Origin of the sequence: Paractinoplanes rhizophilus (assembly GCF_042664765.1) — a bacterium.
In the GTDB taxonomy this organism is placed as follows: Bacteria; Actinomycetota; Actinomycetes; order Mycobacteriales; family Micromonosporaceae; genus Actinoplanes; species Actinoplanes rhizophilus.
This window is the reverse complement of record NZ_JBHTBJ010000007.1, coordinates 255,313-270,727: the sequence shown is the minus strand read 5'-3', so window position 1 is coordinate 270,727 and position 15,415 is coordinate 255,313. Positions and strand designations below refer to the sequence as shown.

The 15,415-nt window shown below is 73.9% G+C and carries 21 protein-coding genes and 1 pseudogene; 18 read left to right on the top strand and 4 right to left on the bottom strand.

Annotation, left to right across the window (positions count from 1 at the left end; genetic code table 11):
* Positions 1-191: 191 nt before the first annotated feature.
* The 9 genes and pseudogenes from ACFQS1_RS13500 to ACFQS1_RS13460 all read left to right on the top strand — a co-directional run bounded on the left by ACFQS1_RS13500 (position 192) and on the right by ACFQS1_RS13460 (position 5,470).
* Positions 192-890 (top strand): hypothetical protein, encoded by a 699-nt coding sequence (locus ACFQS1_RS13500; RefSeq protein WP_378967621.1) that lies wholly within the window; start codon positions 192-194, stop codon positions 888-890.
* Between the two features lie 33 nt (positions 891-923).
* Positions 924-1,736, top strand: a complete 813-nt coding sequence (locus ACFQS1_RS13495) for a DUF72 domain-containing protein (protein WP_378967732.1) — start codon at positions 924-926, stop codon at positions 1,734-1,736.
* A gap of 32 nt (positions 1,737-1,768) precedes the next feature.
* Positions 1,769-2,254: a cytidine/deoxycytidylate deaminase family protein gene (locus ACFQS1_RS13490; protein ID WP_378967619.1), complete on the top strand. Its 486-nt coding sequence runs from the start codon at positions 1,769-1,771 to the stop codon at positions 2,252-2,254.
* Positions 2,247-2,798 carry a hypothetical protein gene (locus tag ACFQS1_RS13485; RefSeq protein ID WP_378967617.1) on the top strand — a complete coding sequence of 184 codons (552 nt, stop codon included), beginning with the start codon at positions 2,247-2,249 and terminating at the stop codon, positions 2,796-2,798. The genes ACFQS1_RS13490 and ACFQS1_RS13485 overlap by 8 nt, the downstream gene beginning before the upstream one ends.
* A gap of 92 nt (positions 2,799-2,890) precedes the next feature.
* The gene (locus ACFQS1_RS13480; protein ID WP_378967615.1) at positions 2,891-3,505 is read left to right on the top strand and encodes a permease-like cell division protein FtsX; all 615 of its coding nucleotides are present in this window, start codon (positions 2,891-2,893) and stop codon (positions 3,503-3,505) included.
* Complete coding sequence (locus ACFQS1_RS13475; RefSeq protein WP_378967613.1) at positions 3,502-4,086, top strand: sigma-70 family RNA polymerase sigma factor; 585 nt, start codon at positions 3,502-3,504, stop codon at positions 4,084-4,086. The genes ACFQS1_RS13480 and ACFQS1_RS13475 overlap by 4 nt, the downstream gene beginning before the upstream one ends.
* A gap of 105 nt (positions 4,087-4,191) precedes the next feature.
* Positions 4,192-4,545, top strand: a complete 354-nt coding sequence (locus tag ACFQS1_RS13470) for a DUF6204 family protein (protein ID WP_378967611.1) — start codon at positions 4,192-4,194, stop codon at positions 4,543-4,545.
* Positions 4,546-4,575: 30 nt separating this feature from the next.
* Positions 4,576-4,671: pseudogene (locus ACFQS1_RS13465) on the top strand (GTP-binding protein); the annotation flags it as partial.
* Between the two features lie 61 nt (positions 4,672-4,732).
* Positions 4,733-5,470, top strand: coding sequence for a Clp protease N-terminal domain-containing protein (locus ACFQS1_RS13460; protein ID WP_378967608.1), 738 nt, complete (start codon positions 4,733-4,735; stop codon positions 5,468-5,470).
* On the opposite strand, the gene ACFQS1_RS13455 is transcribed toward ACFQS1_RS13460, so the two are convergent.
* A complete protein-coding gene (locus ACFQS1_RS13455) occupies positions 5,435-5,959 on the bottom strand; it encodes a 2'-5' RNA ligase family protein (RefSeq protein ID WP_378967606.1) in 525 nt (174 codons plus the stop codon). The two genes, ACFQS1_RS13460 and ACFQS1_RS13455, sit on opposite strands and share 36 nt — an antisense overlap.
* A 90-nt stretch (positions 5,960-6,049) precedes the next feature.
* Between ACFQS1_RS13455 and ACFQS1_RS13450 the strand changes: the two genes are divergently transcribed.
* From ACFQS1_RS13450 to ACFQS1_RS13425, 6 genes are all read left to right on the top strand, one after another.
* Entirely contained in the window at positions 6,050-6,985 is a 936-nt protein-coding gene (locus tag ACFQS1_RS13450; RefSeq protein ID WP_378967604.1) for an ABC transporter ATP-binding protein, read from the top strand.
* The gene (locus ACFQS1_RS13445; RefSeq protein WP_378967601.1) at positions 6,982-7,770 is read left to right on the top strand and encodes an ABC transporter permease; all 789 of its coding nucleotides are present in this window, start codon (positions 6,982-6,984) and stop codon (positions 7,768-7,770) included. Before ACFQS1_RS13450 ends, ACFQS1_RS13445 begins: the two co-directional genes overlap by 4 nt.
* A 19-nt stretch (positions 7,771-7,789) precedes the next feature.
* Positions 7,790-8,902 (top strand): sensor histidine kinase, encoded by a 1,113-nt coding sequence (locus ACFQS1_RS13440; RefSeq protein ID WP_378967599.1) that lies wholly within the window; start codon positions 7,790-7,792, stop codon positions 8,900-8,902.
* Entirely contained in the window at positions 8,899-9,510 is a 612-nt protein-coding gene (locus ACFQS1_RS13435; RefSeq protein WP_378967597.1) for a response regulator, read from the top strand. The genes ACFQS1_RS13440 and ACFQS1_RS13435 overlap by 4 nt, the downstream gene beginning before the upstream one ends.
* Before the next feature lie 103 nt (positions 9,511-9,613).
* Positions 9,614-10,459 (top strand): sigma-70 family RNA polymerase sigma factor, encoded by an 846-nt coding sequence (locus ACFQS1_RS13430; RefSeq protein ID WP_378967594.1) that lies wholly within the window; start codon positions 9,614-9,616, stop codon positions 10,457-10,459.
* 9 nt (positions 10,460-10,468) lie between these two features.
* Positions 10,469-11,437, top strand: coding sequence for a threonine ammonia-lyase (locus ACFQS1_RS13425; RefSeq protein ID WP_378967592.1), 969 nt, complete (start codon positions 10,469-10,471; stop codon positions 11,435-11,437).
* Positions 11,438-11,545: 108 nt separating this feature from the next.
* Here the strand turns inward: ACFQS1_RS13425 and ACFQS1_RS13420 are convergent, their stop codons facing one another.
* Both ACFQS1_RS13420 and ACFQS1_RS13415 read right to left on the bottom strand, forming a co-directional pair.
* The gene (locus tag ACFQS1_RS13420) at positions 11,546-12,526 is read right to left on the bottom strand and encodes an NAD-dependent epimerase/dehydratase family protein (RefSeq protein WP_378967590.1); all 981 of its coding nucleotides are present in this window, start codon (positions 12,524-12,526) and stop codon (positions 11,546-11,548) included.
* 41 nt (positions 12,527-12,567) lie between these two features.
* Positions 12,568-13,029: a heme-degrading domain-containing protein gene (locus ACFQS1_RS13415; RefSeq protein WP_378967588.1), complete on the bottom strand. Its 462-nt coding sequence runs from the start codon at positions 13,027-13,029 to the stop codon at positions 12,568-12,570.
* 118 nt (positions 13,030-13,147) lie between these two features.
* Here ACFQS1_RS13415 and ACFQS1_RS13410 point away from each other — a divergent pair, with 118 nt between their 5' ends.
* Positions 13,148-13,972 (top strand): endonuclease/exonuclease/phosphatase family protein, encoded by an 825-nt coding sequence (locus ACFQS1_RS13410; RefSeq protein ID WP_378967585.1) that lies wholly within the window; start codon positions 13,148-13,150, stop codon positions 13,970-13,972.
* Here ACFQS1_RS13410 and ACFQS1_RS13405 read toward each other — a convergent pair.
* Entirely contained in the window at positions 13,902-14,408 is a 507-nt protein-coding gene (locus ACFQS1_RS13405; protein ID WP_378967730.1) for a GNAT family N-acetyltransferase, read from the bottom strand. The genes ACFQS1_RS13410 and ACFQS1_RS13405 overlap by 71 nt on opposite strands.
* Positions 14,409-14,477: 69 nt before the next feature.
* On the opposite strand from ACFQS1_RS13405, the gene ACFQS1_RS13400 reads away from it, so the two are divergent.
* Together ACFQS1_RS13400 and ACFQS1_RS13395 are read left to right on the top strand one after the other, a co-directional pair.
* On the top strand, positions 14,478-14,894 hold the full coding sequence (locus ACFQS1_RS13400; protein ID WP_378967583.1) for a MarR family winged helix-turn-helix transcriptional regulator: 417 nt from the start codon (positions 14,478-14,480) through the stop codon (positions 14,892-14,894).
* Between the two features lie 11 nt (positions 14,895-14,905).
* Positions 14,906-15,325, top strand: coding sequence for an organic hydroperoxide resistance protein (locus tag ACFQS1_RS13395; RefSeq protein ID WP_378967581.1), 420 nt, complete (start codon positions 14,906-14,908; stop codon positions 15,323-15,325).
* The last annotated feature ends 90 nt before the right edge of the window (positions 15,326-15,415 follow it).

Below are 15,415 nucleotides of genomic sequence, written 5' to 3'. Positions count from 1 at the left end.
GTTGCCTCCCATCGTCGTTTTCCGGCAACGGACAGTGACGTCGCCGACACGGCCATGGTTAAACGGGCGGGCCGGGAAAGAAACCGTCGATACTGACAAAAACTGCTTACTCACGCATCCGGCGCCGAACGGGCAGCGGGCGGGCCTCGTTCACCGGCCCCGCCCCGGCGGTCACCGGGCACGACCGGTGGATGCGCGACGACATCGCCAGCGGGATCCTCGGCGCGCGGCCGGACGCACCGCGGGCGGCAGTGTTCGGCGAGATCGAGCAGGCCGGCTTCCGGGACGCGTTCGTCGTGCTGGTCGACGACGACGGCAAGCTGGAGTACCAGGTCGAGCGGGGCGCGGGCTCGGTCGAGGCGGGCCGGGACCTGGCGCTGATCGCGCGGCACGCCCTGGACCGGCTCATCGCCGACCCGCGCAGCCGGCTGCACAACGGGCTGTTCCGGGCCGCCGTGTGGGCCGCCACCGCGACGCCGGCGCGCACCCGGACCGCCGGGCTGCTGTGGGTCGCGACCTTCGACGCGGCGGCCGACGGCGCCGCCCGCGTACCCGATCTGGCTTCTCTTCTGCCCGGCGACCGCGACCTGGCCGCCGCCCTCGCGCGGATGCTGGCGTCGCCGGTGGATCTCGCCGCGCGGCGGGCGTTCGACGAGGCCACGGACCGGGCAGCTGCGCGGGCGGGAGTGCCGGCGCCGCGGCTGGACCTGACCCGGACGGTGCTGACGGCGGCCGGTGTGACGTCGGCGCTGCTCGGGGACGGCGACACGACGCGGACGGCGACGATCGCGGTGACCGGGCGGTGGCCCGCGGACGGCGACCCGTTCGGCGGCAGCCCACCCACCACGGCGGTGGCCTGGCACGGACTGCGGTGGCAGCTGATCCGCTAGCCTGGCCGGATGCGGCTGCACGTGGGATGCGCGATGTGGTCGCTCAAGTCGTGGCAGGGGCGGTTCGTCGAGCGGGCGCTGCCGGCGGGTGAGCGGCTGCGGGCCTACGCCCGGTGGTGCGACGCGGTCGAGGGCAACACGACCTTCTACGCGACGCCCACCCGGGAGACGGTGGCGTCGTGGGCGGAGCAGACCGGCCCGTCGTTCCGGTTCGTGCCGAAGCTGCCGAAGGCCGTCACCCACCAGGGCCGGCTGGGCGACGCGGACCTGCGCGACTTCTGGCACGCGATGGAGCCGCTGGGGCCGCGGGCGCACGCGTACTGGATTCAGCTGCCGGGGTCCTTCGGACCCGGCGACCTGGACGTTCTGGCCAGCTTTCTGCGCCGGCTTCCGGCGTCTTTGCGGTACGCGGTGGAGGTGCGTCACCCGTCGTTCTTCGCGGCGCCGGCCGCCCTGGAGGCGGTGCTCGCCGAGGCGGGCGCGGAGTGGGTGCCGTTCGACACCACGGCGTTCTTCGCGGCCCCGCCGACCAGCGAGGCCGAACGCGACGCGTGGACGAAGAAGCCGCGGATGCCGCTGCGCACGGTGGCGCTGACCGACCGGCCGATCGTGCGCTACCTGGGCCGCGACGACCCGGCCGAGACCGCGGCGGGCTGGCACAAGTGGGTGCCGGTCGTCGCCGGGTGGCTGCGGGACGGGCGGTCGCCGACGGTGTTCGTGCACACTCCCGACAACGCCGACGCCCCGCAGCTGGCCCGGCGTTTCCACGACGAGGTGCGCGCCCTGGTGCCGTCCCTGCCGGCGCTGCTGGCGCCCGTACCCGTCGAGCCCTTGACCTTGTTCTGACGCCCCGGTGATCTGCTGGCTAGTCTGGCGCGATGCACGCACCCGACGACGCCCGGTGGATGACGCTGGCGGTCGGTCTCGCCGCCCGATCGCCCCGCTCGGCCACCGCGTTCGCCGTCGGCTCGGTGATCGTCGGGCCCGGCGACGCGGAGATCTCCCGCGGCTGGTCCCGCGACACCGACCCGCTCGTGCATGCGGAGGAGTCGGCGCTGCTGTCCGCGGCCGGCCGCGACCTGTCCGGCGCGACGCTGTACTCGACGCTCGAGCCGTGCTCCAAGCGCGCCCACCGGCCGCACGCCACCTGCACCAGCCTGATCCTGGCCGCCCGGATCCCGCGGGTGGTGATCGCCTGGCGGGAGCCGGACATCTTCGTGACCTGCGAGGGCGTGGCCCTGCTGACCGCCGCCGGCGTCGAGGTCGTCGAGCTCGGCGCGTTCGCGGCGCGGGCCCGGGCGGTCAACGCCCACCTGGCCGGTCTGGAGCGCGGGGCGCTGTGGGAGACTCGCCGCCGTGGGTGACGACGAGGGTGGGCTCCAGGCCCGGGATCTCGTGCCCGCCGCGGGCGGCGAGTGGCACGGGCTGCTGTTCGACAACCAGGCCGTCGGCTTGCCGCCGGCGCTGACCTGGACGCTGCGGATCCCGTTCGAGCCGGTCGGCGGGAGCCCGGCCGCGCTGGACGTGGAGTGGCTGGTGCTCGACGCGCCGAGCTGGCGGGCGATGCGCGGCGTGACCTGCGAGAGCGCGGCGTTCGCCGAGCCGGCCGAGGCCAGCGTCCACCATCACGGGCATCACCGCTACGACCGGGTGTCGGTGCGGGTCCTCGACCAGGACGGCCCGCGGATCCGGGTCGCGGTGACCGCCGCCGGCGACCTGGACGGGCTCGGCCCGGCATCGCTGGCCGCCGAGACGTGGCTGGACTTCGCCGGCATCCGGGTGCAGCTCGGCGACGCCGGCGACGCCGCGGCCGCGCTGGCCCGGCTCGGCGCGTTCACCGACGTGGACGGGCTGGCCGAGCTGCCCGGCGCGCCCGGCGTGGCGTTCCACTTCGTCCCGGCGGCCTGAGATCCACCGGCGCCGGCCGGCCGGTGTGACCTGACGACAGGCCCACTCAGTCCTATCAAGCAGAGACTTGTGCGGACGTGAGGAGAGCGGTTGTGGAACCGGGCCTGCGGGAGCAGTTCGACCGGGCGGTGCGTGCCGACCCCGGCGCCGATCCGGGCGAGATGGCGAAGGCCGCGATGGTTCACGGTGGCCGGATCCGCCGCCGGCGGCGGCTGGCCGTGGCGGGCGTGGCCGCCGTCGTGGTGGCGGGCGTCGGCACCGTGGGCGCCGTCGCCTTGCCGGACAGCGCGGTGCCGCCGGCCGGCCCGCCCGCGATGGTCGCCGCGGCGATGCGGCTGCCGGCGCCGGAATGCTCGAAGGACCCGGTTGCGGCCGGCGCGACCGACGCGGCCGTCTTTCTCCACGAGGCGACCGATCGGCAGCGGTCGGCGATCGGCCGGGCGTTGCACGAGGACGAGCGGGTCGCCACGGTGATCTTCGAGAGCCGCGAGGACGCCTACCCGAGATTCGCGGCGCTCTGGGCGGACAGCCCGGAATTCGTCGCCTCGGTCAGCCCGGACTCGCTGCCCGAGTCGTACCGCCTGCGGCTGCGCGACCCGGCGCAGTTCACCGCCTTCAGCCGGGAGTACGCGACCAAGCCCGGCGTCCAGGAAATCGTCGGCCGCATCTGTCCGCAGTCCGCGCCGGTCGGGGGCGGTGCTTGGTGACCGGGACCGTGACGCCGTCGCGACCCGCCGAGGACGCCGGCAGCGAACCGAAGGCCGGCTGGGCTGCGGCCCGCCGGCACGCCAAGGCGGCCCACGACGCCGAGTTCACCGCGTTCGTGGCGTCGGCCGGCACCCGGCTGCGCCGCACCGCGTATCTGATGTGCCGGGACTGGCACCTCGCCCAGGACCTCGCCCAGCAGACGTTCGCCAAGATGTACGCCGCGTGGCCGCGCCTGCGCACCGGCACGAACCTGGAGGCGTACAGCCGTAGGGTCTTGATGAATCTGGTCTTCGACCAGAGCAAGCGGCGCAGCGCCTCCGAGGTCGTCGTGGCCGAGCTGCCGGACCACGCCGACCGGGGGAGCGGCACGCCGGAGCTGCGCCTCGCGCTGGTCGAGGTGCTGGCCCGGCTGAGCGTCGAGGATCAGGCGGTGCTGGTGCTGCGGCACGCCGAGGACCACAGCATCGACACCGTCGCCATGATCCTCGACGTCTCGGTGTCGGTGGTGAAGATGCGCAACGCGCGGGCGCTGGCCCGGCTGCGCGCCCTGCTCGGCGACGACTTCCGCGCCGCGGATTAGCGGCCGGCCGTGACCCGCGACGGGTCCGGCGCGGAAATCGGTGTCGGGGACGGGCGGGCGACCGGATACTGACCGGCGGTACGAACCGACGGGAAGGGCGGGGAGATGAGCCGGACGATCCGGGTGACCGTGCGGGGGGCCTTCGACGGGCTCAGCGCGCAGCAGATGGCGGAGCTGGTGGCGGCGCGGGCCGAGCACGACTTCATGAACACGCAGTACACCGCGGAGGGCTACCTCGCCTACGACCTGCCGGCCCGGCCGTTCTTCACGTTCCGGTTCGTGGCCCAGGCCGGCGAGCCGGGCGAGATCCCGGCGATCGCGGCCGGCGCCGAGGCGAAGGCGGCCGCGTGGATGGCCGAGCGCGGCTATCCGGTCAAGAACCTGACCTCGCAGGCCGTCGACCTGTCCGAGGCGCCGCTGGGCAAGCGCGGGCGGCGCGAGGCGGACAAGCGCCGGTAAATCGGTTGCCGCGCCGCGGTGGCGCCGCGCTTGGCTACGCTCAATCTCGGCATTCTGGCGCACGTCGACGCCGGTAAGACCAGCCTCACCGAGCGGCTGCTGCACGCCGCCGGGTGCTGCCGCTGCTGGCCCGGCTCCCGTCAACCGCGTGTTGACGATTCCACTTCGTCAACCTAGAGTTGACGGCATGACGAACCAGATCACGCCGCCGGTGCGGCTCGACGACCTCATCAGCGCGATCAACCGGGCCCGGCCCGACGAGCCGCTGCAACAGCTGCAGGACGCGGTGCTGCTCGGCGACCACCTGGGCGAGCTCGCCGACCACCTGATCGGCCACTTCGTCGACCAGGCCCGCCGCTCCGGCGCGTCCTGGACCGACATCGGCCGCAGCATGGGCGTGACCAAACAGGCCGCGCAGAAGCGCTTCGTGGCCAAGGGCGACCAGGGCTTCGAGCGGTTCTCCGCCCCGGCGCGGATGGCGGTCGTCGCGTCGATGAACCAGGCCAAGGCGACCGGCCACGCCGAGATCGTGCCCGCGCACCTGCTGCTGGGCCTGCTCGACGTGCCGCGGGGCCTCGGGGCGGGCGCGCTGCGGGCGCACGGCCTCGACCTCGGCGCCGTGCGCGCCGCGGCCACGGCGGGCCTGCCCGCGCCGGCCGGGCAGGCGCCCGACCTGGTGCCCTACGACGCCGGGTCGCGCAAGGTGCTGGAGCTGACGTTCCGCGAGGCGCTGCGCCTCGGCGACCAGGGCGTCGGCACCGGGCACATCCTGCTCGCGCTGCTGGAGGAGCGGGAGGCCACGCTGGCCGGGCTCGGAGTGCGCAAGGAGCGGGTGGAGCAGTTCCTGGCCGGGGCGCAGCCGGAGCCGTCGGCCTATCCGGAGGCGCCGTCAGCCGAGGGGGAACAGGCCGCGGGTCAGCCATGACTCGCCGGGCTCGCGGCGGCCGGTGATCAGGCGCAGCGTGTCGGCCCGGGCGTGGATCGGCAGCCGGGGTGCGACCTCGCCGGCCGCGGCGGCGAGGTCGGCGGCCGCGTGGTCGTGGCCCAGCGTGAGGTGCGGGATCACCTCCTCGAAGGCGCCCTCGTACGGCCGCAGCGCCGGGAACCGCGCGGTGACGGCCGCGGTGAGCTGCAGGAACGGCTCGGCGGGGCGGGGCGCGAGCCAGACCACCCGCTCGCCGAACCAGCCGATCTTGTCGAGCGTCAGGAAGAACGCCGGCACTCCGGCGGCGACGCGGCCCAGCACCCCCAGCACGTGCTCGTCGATCTCGGCGGGCGGCAGGAACGGGAACAGGACCGTGATGTGCGCGGGCACCCCCCAGGACGCGGCCCGGTCGAGCCGCTCGCGGTGGCGGCCCACCACGGGCTCGGCCTCCGGAACGGCGATGATCAACGCGCTGTGGGTGGGTTCCATCCCCACATTCTCCGCCCCCTGACGGATGTCATGGGCGTGGGATGACGCGTGGCCTCCCGGCGCGGGCGCGGCCGGGATCACGATGAGGACATGACGCTCACCGCCTCACCCGACATGACGGCCGGCACCGCGGTACCGGCCGTCGACCTCGACGGCGTGGTCAAGCGCTTCGGCGCCGTGACCGCCGTCGACGGCATCAACCTGCGGATCCGCCCCGGCGAGGTGGTGGCCCTGCTCGGCCCGAACGGCGCCGGCAAGACCACCACCGTCGACATGCTGCTCGGCCTGGCCCAGCCCACCGAGGGCTCGGTGCGGGTGTACGGGCGCAAGCCGCACGACGCGGTCGCGCTCGGCCTGGTCTCGGCGGTCATGCAGACCGGCGGGCTGCTCAAGGACTACACGGTCGAGGAGACGGTCCGCCTGACGGCCGTGCTCTTCGGCAAGCCCGCGTCCGCCGCCGGCGAGGCGCTCGAGCGCGCCGGGATCGCCGAGATCGGCAAGCGGCTGGTCGGCAAGTGCTCGGGCGGGCAGCAGCAGCGGCTGCGGTTCGCGATGGCGCTGCTGCCCGACCCCGAGCTGCTGATCCTCGACGAGCCGACCACCGGCATGGACGTCGGCGGCCGGCACGACTTCTGGCAGGCGATCCGCCGCGACGCCCAGGGCGGGCGCACGGTCATCTTCGCCACCCACTACCTGGAGGAGGCCGACGCGTACGCGGACCGGGTGGTCTTCGTGCGCCGCGGCCGGATCGTCGCCGACGGCACCGCCGCGGAGGTCAAGTCCCTCGCGTCCGGCCGGACCGTGCGGGCGACCCTGCCGGGCGCGTCCGAGGCCGCGCTGGGTGCGATCGCGGGGGTCGACACCGCCGAGGTCCGTGGCGACACCGTCTACCTGCACGGGCGCGACACCGACACGATCGCCCGGCACCTGCTGACCGAGACCGACGCCCGGGACCTGGAGATCACCTCCCGGAACCTGGAAGAGGCGTTCCTGACCCTGACCGCGGACGAGGAGCCTGCGAAATGACCGTGCTGTCCGCGTCCGCGACGACGCGAAACCTGCCCCGCTTCGGCGGCTTCACCCTCGGGATGATCAAGCTGGAGCTGCGGCGCATGATGCGCAACCGCCGCACCGTGATCTTCACGCTGATCATGCCGGCCGCGTTCTTCCTGCTGTTCGGCACGAACGCCAGCGCCAAGCAGGAGGCCGTCGGCGGCGGCAACGTCACCGGATACATCCTGGTCAGCATGGCGGTCTACGGCGCGATGCTGGCCACCACCTCGGGCGGCGCGATGGTCTCCATCGAGCGGGCCGCCGGGTGGAGCCGGCAGCTGCGGCTGACCCCGCTCAAGCCGGTCGCCTACATCGCCGTGAAGCTCGTCCTCGCGATGATCATCGGGTTGGTGTCGGTGGCCGTGGCGTTCGCGGTCGGCAGCGTCTCGGGGGCGAAGCTGCCGGCGCACGCCTGGATCGAGTGCGGCCTGCTGGCCTGGGTCTGCGCGCTGGTGTTCGCCGCGTTCGGCCTGTTCATGGGCTACCTGCTGCCGAGCGAGAACGTGATGCAGATCCTCGGCCCGGTGCTGGCCGTGCTGTCGTTCGCCGGCGGGCTGTTCGTGCCGGTCGACGACCTCGGCCACACGTTCGCGACGATCGCCAAGTTCACCCCGGTGTACGGGGTCGGCGAGATCGCCCGCTACCCGCTGGTCCAGGACGGCAACCTGTGGCTGGCCACCCTGAACGTGGTGGTCTGGACGGCGCTGTTCGCGCTGGGCGCGATGTGGCGGTTCCGCCGCGACACCGCCCGGGTCTGAGGCGTATAGGTTCATGGCCATGGTGGCGCCGGCGACCGAGCCCGACTGGGGCCGCAAGTACGGGTGGATCTTCGCGGCGGTCTGGCTGTTCTACCTCAGCGAGACCGTCAGCGCCCTGCTCAAGCAGCCGGACATGCTCTGGCGCACGGTCGGCCTGGCCGCCGTGGTCGCCTTCGGCGTCGCCTATCTGCTCATGGTCCGGCTGGCGAGCCTGATCCGCCGCTCGCCGGTCCGGACCGGGCCGTTCGTGCGCCGCGCCACGATCGGCATCGCGATCATGCTGGCCCTGTTCGGCCTGCAGATCCCCGGCGCCGGCGCGCACGCGCTGACCTGCCTGGTGTACATCGCCGCGTTCGCCATGGTGAGCCTGCCGCTGACCGCGGCGATCCCGTTCGCGGCGCTGCTGGTGGCCGTCTCGGAGGCGCTGCCGGCGATCGTGCCGGGCTGGGACGACAACGGCTACGGCCTGGCGGTGCTGCTCGGCTCCCTGGCCACCTGGGGGATCCGGCTGGCCGCCGAGCGGCAGAGCCGGCTGCTGGTGGCCCAGCAGGAGATCGCCGGCCTGGCGGTGCAGAACGAGCGGGCCCGCATCGCCAACGACCTGCACGACATCCTCGGGCACTCGCTGACCGTGGTGACCGTCAAGGCCGAGCTGGCGCAGCGGCTGCTCGACATCGACCTGGACCGGGCCCGCAAGGAGCTCGCCGACCTCGAAGGCCTGGCCCGCGACGCCCTCGCCGACGTCCGGTCCACCGCGATGGGGATGCGCGGCATCTCGCTGCCGGGCGAGATCGCCGCCGCCCGGGAGGCGCTGGCCGCCGCGAACGTGGAGGCGAGCCTGCCCGGCGCCGCCGACGAGGTGCCCAGCCGCAACCGGGAGCTGTTCGCGTGGACGATCCGCGAGGCGGTCACCAACATCGTGCGGCACAGCAAGGCCCGCCACGCCTCGGTGGTGATCTCCCCGGCCAGCGTGGAGATCACCGACGACGGCGTCTTCGACGGGCAGATCGGGTTCGGCGGCCAGGGCCTGGCCGGGCTGCGCCGGCGGGCGGAAGCGCTGGGCGGTCACCTCACCGCGGGTGGCCGCGAGGGCGAGGCGGGTTTTCGGGTACGCGTGGAGGTCCCCACATGATCAAGTTGTTGCTCGCCGACGATCAGGCGCTGGTCCGCGGCGCGATGGCGGCCCTGCTCGACCTCGAGCCCGACATCAAGGTCGTCGCCGAGGTCGGCCGCGGCGACGAGGTCCTGGCCGCCGCCCGCGACCACGACGTCGACGTGGCCCTGCTGGACGTCGAGATGCCCGGCCTCGACGGCGTCGCCGCCGCCCGTGAGCTGCACAAACACCTCCCGGCCGTACGCGTGCTGATGGTCACCACGTTCGGCCGGGCCGGCTATCTGCGCCAGGCCATGGCGGCCGGCGCGGCCGGGTTCGTCGTCAAGGACACCCCGGCCCGGCAGCTCGCCGACGCGGTCCGCCGGGTGCACGAGGGCCTGCGGGTGGTCGACCCGGAGCTGGCCGCGCAGTCGCTCGCCCAGGGCGAGTCGCCGCTGACCGAACGGGAGTCCGACGTGCTGCGCGCCGCCCGCGACGGCGGCACGGTCGCCGACATCGCGCGCGCCCTGCACCTGTCCGAGGGCACGGTGCGCAACCACCTGTCGTCGGCGATCGGCAAGACCGGCGCCCGCACCCGCGCCGAAGCCGTCCGCCTGGCCCTGGACAACGGCTGGCTGCTTTCTTGAGGTTCTCCGGCCGGATGCAACCGGCCGGCAACTGTGCGTGACCGTTCGCTGCACCCGGCGCCCCGAAAAGTTCTCCCCGCAACCACACAGGGGGGAACCGCACATGAGCGCCGCAACGAAGACCGTCACCCGCGAGCAGGAGACGCTGATCCGCGAGAACATGGCTCTGGTCGGCCACATGGTCCGCGAGATGCTGTTCAAGGTCCCGCCCCACGTGCACCGCGACGACCTCGCCTCGGCCGGCTACACCGCGCTGGTCACCGCCGCCCAGGCGTACGACGCCGGGCGCGGCATCCCGTTCGGCCGGTTCGCCGCCGCCCGGGTCCGCGGCGCCCTGCTCGACGAGCTGCGCAGCATGGACTGGGCGACCCGCTCGGTACGCGCCCGGGCCCGCCGCGCCGACGTCGCCCGCCAGGAGCTGACCGTCAAGCTGGGCCGCACCCCGACCCCGGCCGAGCTGGCCGAGCTGCTCGGCGTCGCGGTCGCCGAGCTGGCCACCGTCGACGAGGACGTGCAGCGCGCCGCCGTGCTGTCGCTGCAGGGCTTCGCCGTCGGCACCGCCGAGGACATGGTCACCGAGACCGCGATGAACCCGGAGGAGCTGCTGCTGCACCGCGAGCGCATCGGCTACCTGCACGACGCCGTCGCCGTGCTGCCACAGCGGCTGCGGTTCGTCGTCGAGGCCTCGTTCCTGCAGGAGCGACCGCTGTCGGAGGTCGCCGCCGAGCTCGGCGTCACTGAGTCGCGGGTCTCGCAGCTGCGCACCGAGGCCCTGGCCCTGCTCAAGGACGGCCTGGCCACCCACATGGAGCAGCAGGAGACCGGCGCCGCCAAGGACGGCTGCGTCGCCCGCCGCCGCGCCGTGTACGCCGCGCAGATCGCCGCCCGCAGCACGATGGCGACCCGGCTGGCCGCCACCGACGCCCACGGCCTGCGCACGGCTGCCTAACATCGGGGCGTGAGCGAAACGACTGTCAGCCTGCAAGATGTCCGCGACGCCGCGAAGCGGATCATGGGGGCCGCGCACCGCACCCCCGTGATCCGCTCCCGCACCCTCGACGCCCGGACCGGCGCCGAGATCCACCTGAAGGCGGAGAACCTGCAGCGGGTCGGGGCGTTCAAGTTCCGCGGCGCGTACAACGCGATCGCCCGGCTGACCCCGGAGCAGCGGGCCCGCGGCATCGCCGCCTACTCGTCCGGCAACCACGCCCAGGCCGTCGCGCTGGCCGCCCGCGAGCTGGGCAGCACCGCGGTGATCGTGATGCCGGCCGACACCCCGGCCGCCAAGCTCGACGCGGTGGCCGGCTACGGCGCCGAGATCGTCACCTACGACCGGTACACCGGCAACCGCGAGGAGCTCGGCGAGCGCCTCGCCGCCGAGCGGGGCCTCGCCCTGATCCCGCCGTACGAGCACCCTGACGTGATCGCCGGGCAGGGCACCGCCGCGCTCGAACTGCTCGAGGACGTCCCCGGCCTGGATGCGATCGTGGTGCCGGTCGGCGGCGGCGGGCTGATCGCCGGCAGCGCCACCGCCGCCAAGGGCGTAGCGCCCGGCATCCGGGTGATCGGCGTCGAGCCGGCCGCGGGCGACGACACCAAACGGTCCCTGGAAGCGGGCGAGCGGGTCAGCGTCCCGGTTCCGCGCACCATCGCCGACGGGCAGGCCGCCCCCATCCCCGGCGAGCTCACCTTCTCGATCAACAAGCGGCTCGTCGACGAGATCGTGCTGGTCACCGACGACGAGATCCGCGACGCCCTGCGCTTCGCGGTGGACCGCCTCAAGCTCGTCATGGAACCGTCCGGCGCGTCCGGCGTGGCCGCGCTGCTGGCCGGGCACGTCCGCCCGCTCCCGGCCCGGATCGGCGTGATCATCTCGGGTGGCAACGTGGGCGCGGCCCGGCTGGCGGAACTGCTCGGGCCGGCGTGATCATCCCGGGCGGCACCGTGGGCGCGGCCCGGCCGGCGGAACTGCTCGGGCCGGCGTGATCATCTCGGGTGGCAACGTGGGCGCGGCCCGGCTGGCGGAACTGCTCGGTCAGCGGAACTGCTCGGCCAGCACCTTCGCCTCCAGCGCGGCGTCCAGGCCGACCTCGCCGCGATCGGTGCGCCGCGGCGCGTCCCCGGGCAGCGACGACAGCCACTGCCAGGTGTCGGCGACCGTGTCGTACACCGGCCGGGGACGCAGCCCGGCCGCGAGGGCCTTGGACACGTCGCCGCGGTGCAGGAAGTCGTGGTCGGGGCCGGGCGGCAGCCAGATCGGCAGCTGCGTCCACGGCTGGATCCCGTACCGGTCGACGACCTGGGGATCCACCCAGCGCAACTGGGCCCGCCCGCCGGTCACCTGGTTGCCGATGTCGAGCAGCTCGCCCATCGTGGTGTGCCCGGGCTCGCTGACCACGTTGTACGCCCCGGACAGCCCGGACCGGCCCGCGTCCAGGATGAAGATCGCCAGGTCGCGGGCGTCGATGTACTGCAGCGGCAGGATCCGCGGCCCCGGCGCCAGGGTCGGGCCGCCGCGGGCCAGCCGGTGCAGCCACCACGGCAGCCGGCCGACGTCCTCGTGCGGGCCGAGGATCAGCCCGGCCCGGGCCAGCAGCAGCGGCCCGCCGAACTCCGCCGCCGCGTGCTCGCCGCGGACCTTGTCGCCGGCGTACCCGGGCTCGCGCGGGTCGGCCAGCGGCGCCTGCTCGGTCAGCGGCGCGGGCGTGCCCCACCGGTAGACCGAGCGGCTCGACACGTACGTGTAATGACCCGCCCGCCCGGAGAGCAACCGGGCCGCGCGGCCGACCGCGCCGGCGCCCGCCGCCCAGGTGTCCACCACCGCGTCCCAGCGCTGGTCGATCTGCAGCGCGGCCAGGCCGTCCGGCGCCAGCCGGTCGCCGGTCAGCACCCGCACCCCGGGCGGCGAGCCGCGCCGGCCACGGTTGAAGACCGTCACGTCGTCGCCGCGCGCGACCGCCTCGCCGGCCAGCGCCCGGCCGACGAAGCCCGTCCCACCCAGTATCAGCAGCTTCATGGCGATCGACGATGCCCGATGCGTACCGCCGCCGGAAGGCCCTATCGCTCAGAGCGCAACCGGGTCAGCGCCTCGACCACCAGCGCGTGGTCCTCGGCCTGCGGGAGGCCCGACACGGTCACCACCGCGACGATTCCCACATTGCGGATCCGGACCGGGAACGCGCCGCCGTGCGCGGCGTACTCGGCCGGGTCCAGGCCCATCCCCGCGTCCAGCTCCTGGCCCTTCGCCGCGAGCCGCCGGCCGTGCAGGTACGACGACACGCCGAACCGCTCGACCACCCGGACCTTCCGCTCGATCCACCGGTCGTTGTCGGCCACCGCGCCGGGCAGCGCCGCGTGGAACAACTGCTGCGCGCCGCGCCGGATGTCGATCGCCACCGGCTTGCCCTGCGCCAGCGACACCAGCAGCGCGCCCAGCCGCCACGCGTCGGTCTCGTCGAACCGGTCGAACACCAGCTCCCGCTCCTGGCGCTCGATCTCCGCGATCAGTTCCGCACTCATTTCCGTCTCGCCTTCTGCAACCACAGGCCGATCGCCGCGACGGCCACGAACACGATCATCGAACAGCACAGGAACTTGATGAACACCGGCGTCTCCCGGTTCGTTAGGGTCGGTACTCGTGCGACTGGCCACCTTCAACCTGCTGCACGGCCGGTCGCTGTCCGACGGCACGGTACACGCCGACCGCGTGCACGCCGCGATCGCCGACCTCGACGCCGACATCCTCGGCCTGCAGGAGGTCGACCGGGCCCAGCCCCGCAGCGGCCTGCTCGACCTCACCGCGATCGCCGCCGACGCCCTCGGCGCGCCCACCCACCGCTTCGCCGCCGCCGTCGCCGGCACGCCGGGGGAGACCTGGAAACCGTGGGCGTCGGAGGACGACAACGTCCACCCGCTGTACGGCATCGCCCTGGTCAGCCGCTACCCGGTGGTCCGCTGGCAGATCACCGCCCTGCCCGCCGTGCCGGTCCGCTCGCCCGTCTACACCGGCCCCGACGGGTTCCGGCTGCTCCAGGACGAGCCCCGGGTGCTGCTCGCCGCCGTCCTGGACACCCCGCGCGGGCGGCTCACCGTCGCCACCACCCACCTGTCGTTCGTCCCCGGCTGGAACCTGCGGCAACTGCGCCACGCCGTCCGCGCCCTGCGCCGCATGCCCGGCCCGCGGGTGCTGCTCGGCGACCTCAACATGCCCACCGGCCCGGTCCGCGCCGTCACCGGCTGGAAACCGCTCGGCAAGGCGCCCACCTTTCCCAGCCCGTCGCCCCGCGCCCAGCTCGACCACATCCTCGCCGACCCGCGCGGCGGTGACCGCCTCGGCCGGGTCGTGCAGGTCTGCACCCCGCACCCGCCGGTCTCGGATCACCGGCCGCTGGTCATCCAGCTGGACGCAGATACACGTCCTCCAGGCCGTCCTCCGGGTCCCACTGCTCGCCGACCTTCTTGAAGCCGAAGCCCGCGATCGTCGCCCGTGACCCCACGTTGTCCGGCCGGATGCTGGCCCGCACCGCCGTCACCGCCGGGTCCGCGTCGGCCCGCTCGAGCAGCGCCCGCAGCATCGCCTTCGCGTAGCCCTTGCGCCGGTGCTCCGGATCCACCGAGTAGGCCACCTCCACGATCCCGTCCGCGTCCGGTGGCCCGTGGAAACCGCCGTGCCCCACGACCACCCCGCCGGCCACCGCCGCCCGCGCGATCCAGTCGGCGCTCGCCGGGTCGCGCGCGATGTCGGCCAGGCGGATCTCCCACAACCACCGCTCGTCCATCAGGTACGGCGTCAGCGCGACGCCCGCGCCCGCGCTCGCGGCCGCCAGGTCGCCCTCGACCAGCGCGGTCAGCACCGCGGGGGACAGCTTCACAAATCGGATCTCCGGCACGCCGAGCATGCTCACACGCGGTCGTGATCATCGCCACATCAATTGCCCACAACCGAATTGCGCGCAACTATTCGAGTCATGGAGGCCACCACCGGACTCGAGCAGATGATCTGCTTCCAGCTCTACGCCGCCAGCCGCGCCATGACCGCCCTCTACCGGCCCGCCCTCGACGCCGCCGGCCTCACCTACCCGCAATACCTCGTCATGCGCGTGCTCTGGCACCGCGGCGCCACCACCGTCCGCGACCTCGGCGCCGCCCTGCACCTCGACTCCGGCACCCTGTCGCCGCTGCTCAAACGCCTCGAAGCCCAGGGACGCATCCGCCGCGAACGCGGCACCACCGACGAGCGGACCGTCATCGTGCACCCGACCCCCGCCGGCCTCGCCCTGCAGGACCAGCTCGCCGCGCTGCCCGGCGAGATCGCCTGCGCCGCCGGCCTCACCACCGACGAGTTCCACCAGCTGCACACCCTGCTCAACCGCATCACCACCTGAAAGGCGACACCATGCAAGCCCTCTACACCGCGTCCGCCACCGCCACCGGCGACGGCCGCAACGGCCACGTCCGCTCCGCCGACGGCGTCCTCGACCTCGACCTCGCCGTCCCCAAGGAGATGGGCGGCCCCGGCGGCGACCTCACCAACCCCGAGGAGCTCTTCGCCGCCGGCTACGCGGCCTGCTTCCACAGCGCCCTCAAGGCCGCCGCCCGCCTGCAGAAGGTCACCCTCACCGACACCGCCGTCACCGTCGACATCGGCGTCGGCCCCAACGGCCAGGGCGGGTTCCAGCTGCGGGCCGGCATCGAGGCCGAGATCAGCGGCGTCGACGAGACCACCGCCCGGCAGCTGCTCGACGCCGCCCACCAGCTGTGCCCGTACTCCAACGCCACCCGCGGCAACATCCAGGTTGAGCTGACCCTCGCCTGACGGCGCTGACGTTCCTTCCGGATACAGGCGTTTCGTCCGGGTACAGGCAAGGCGCCGCTTCCGGTCAAACCCATGACGGGTACGGGCAAG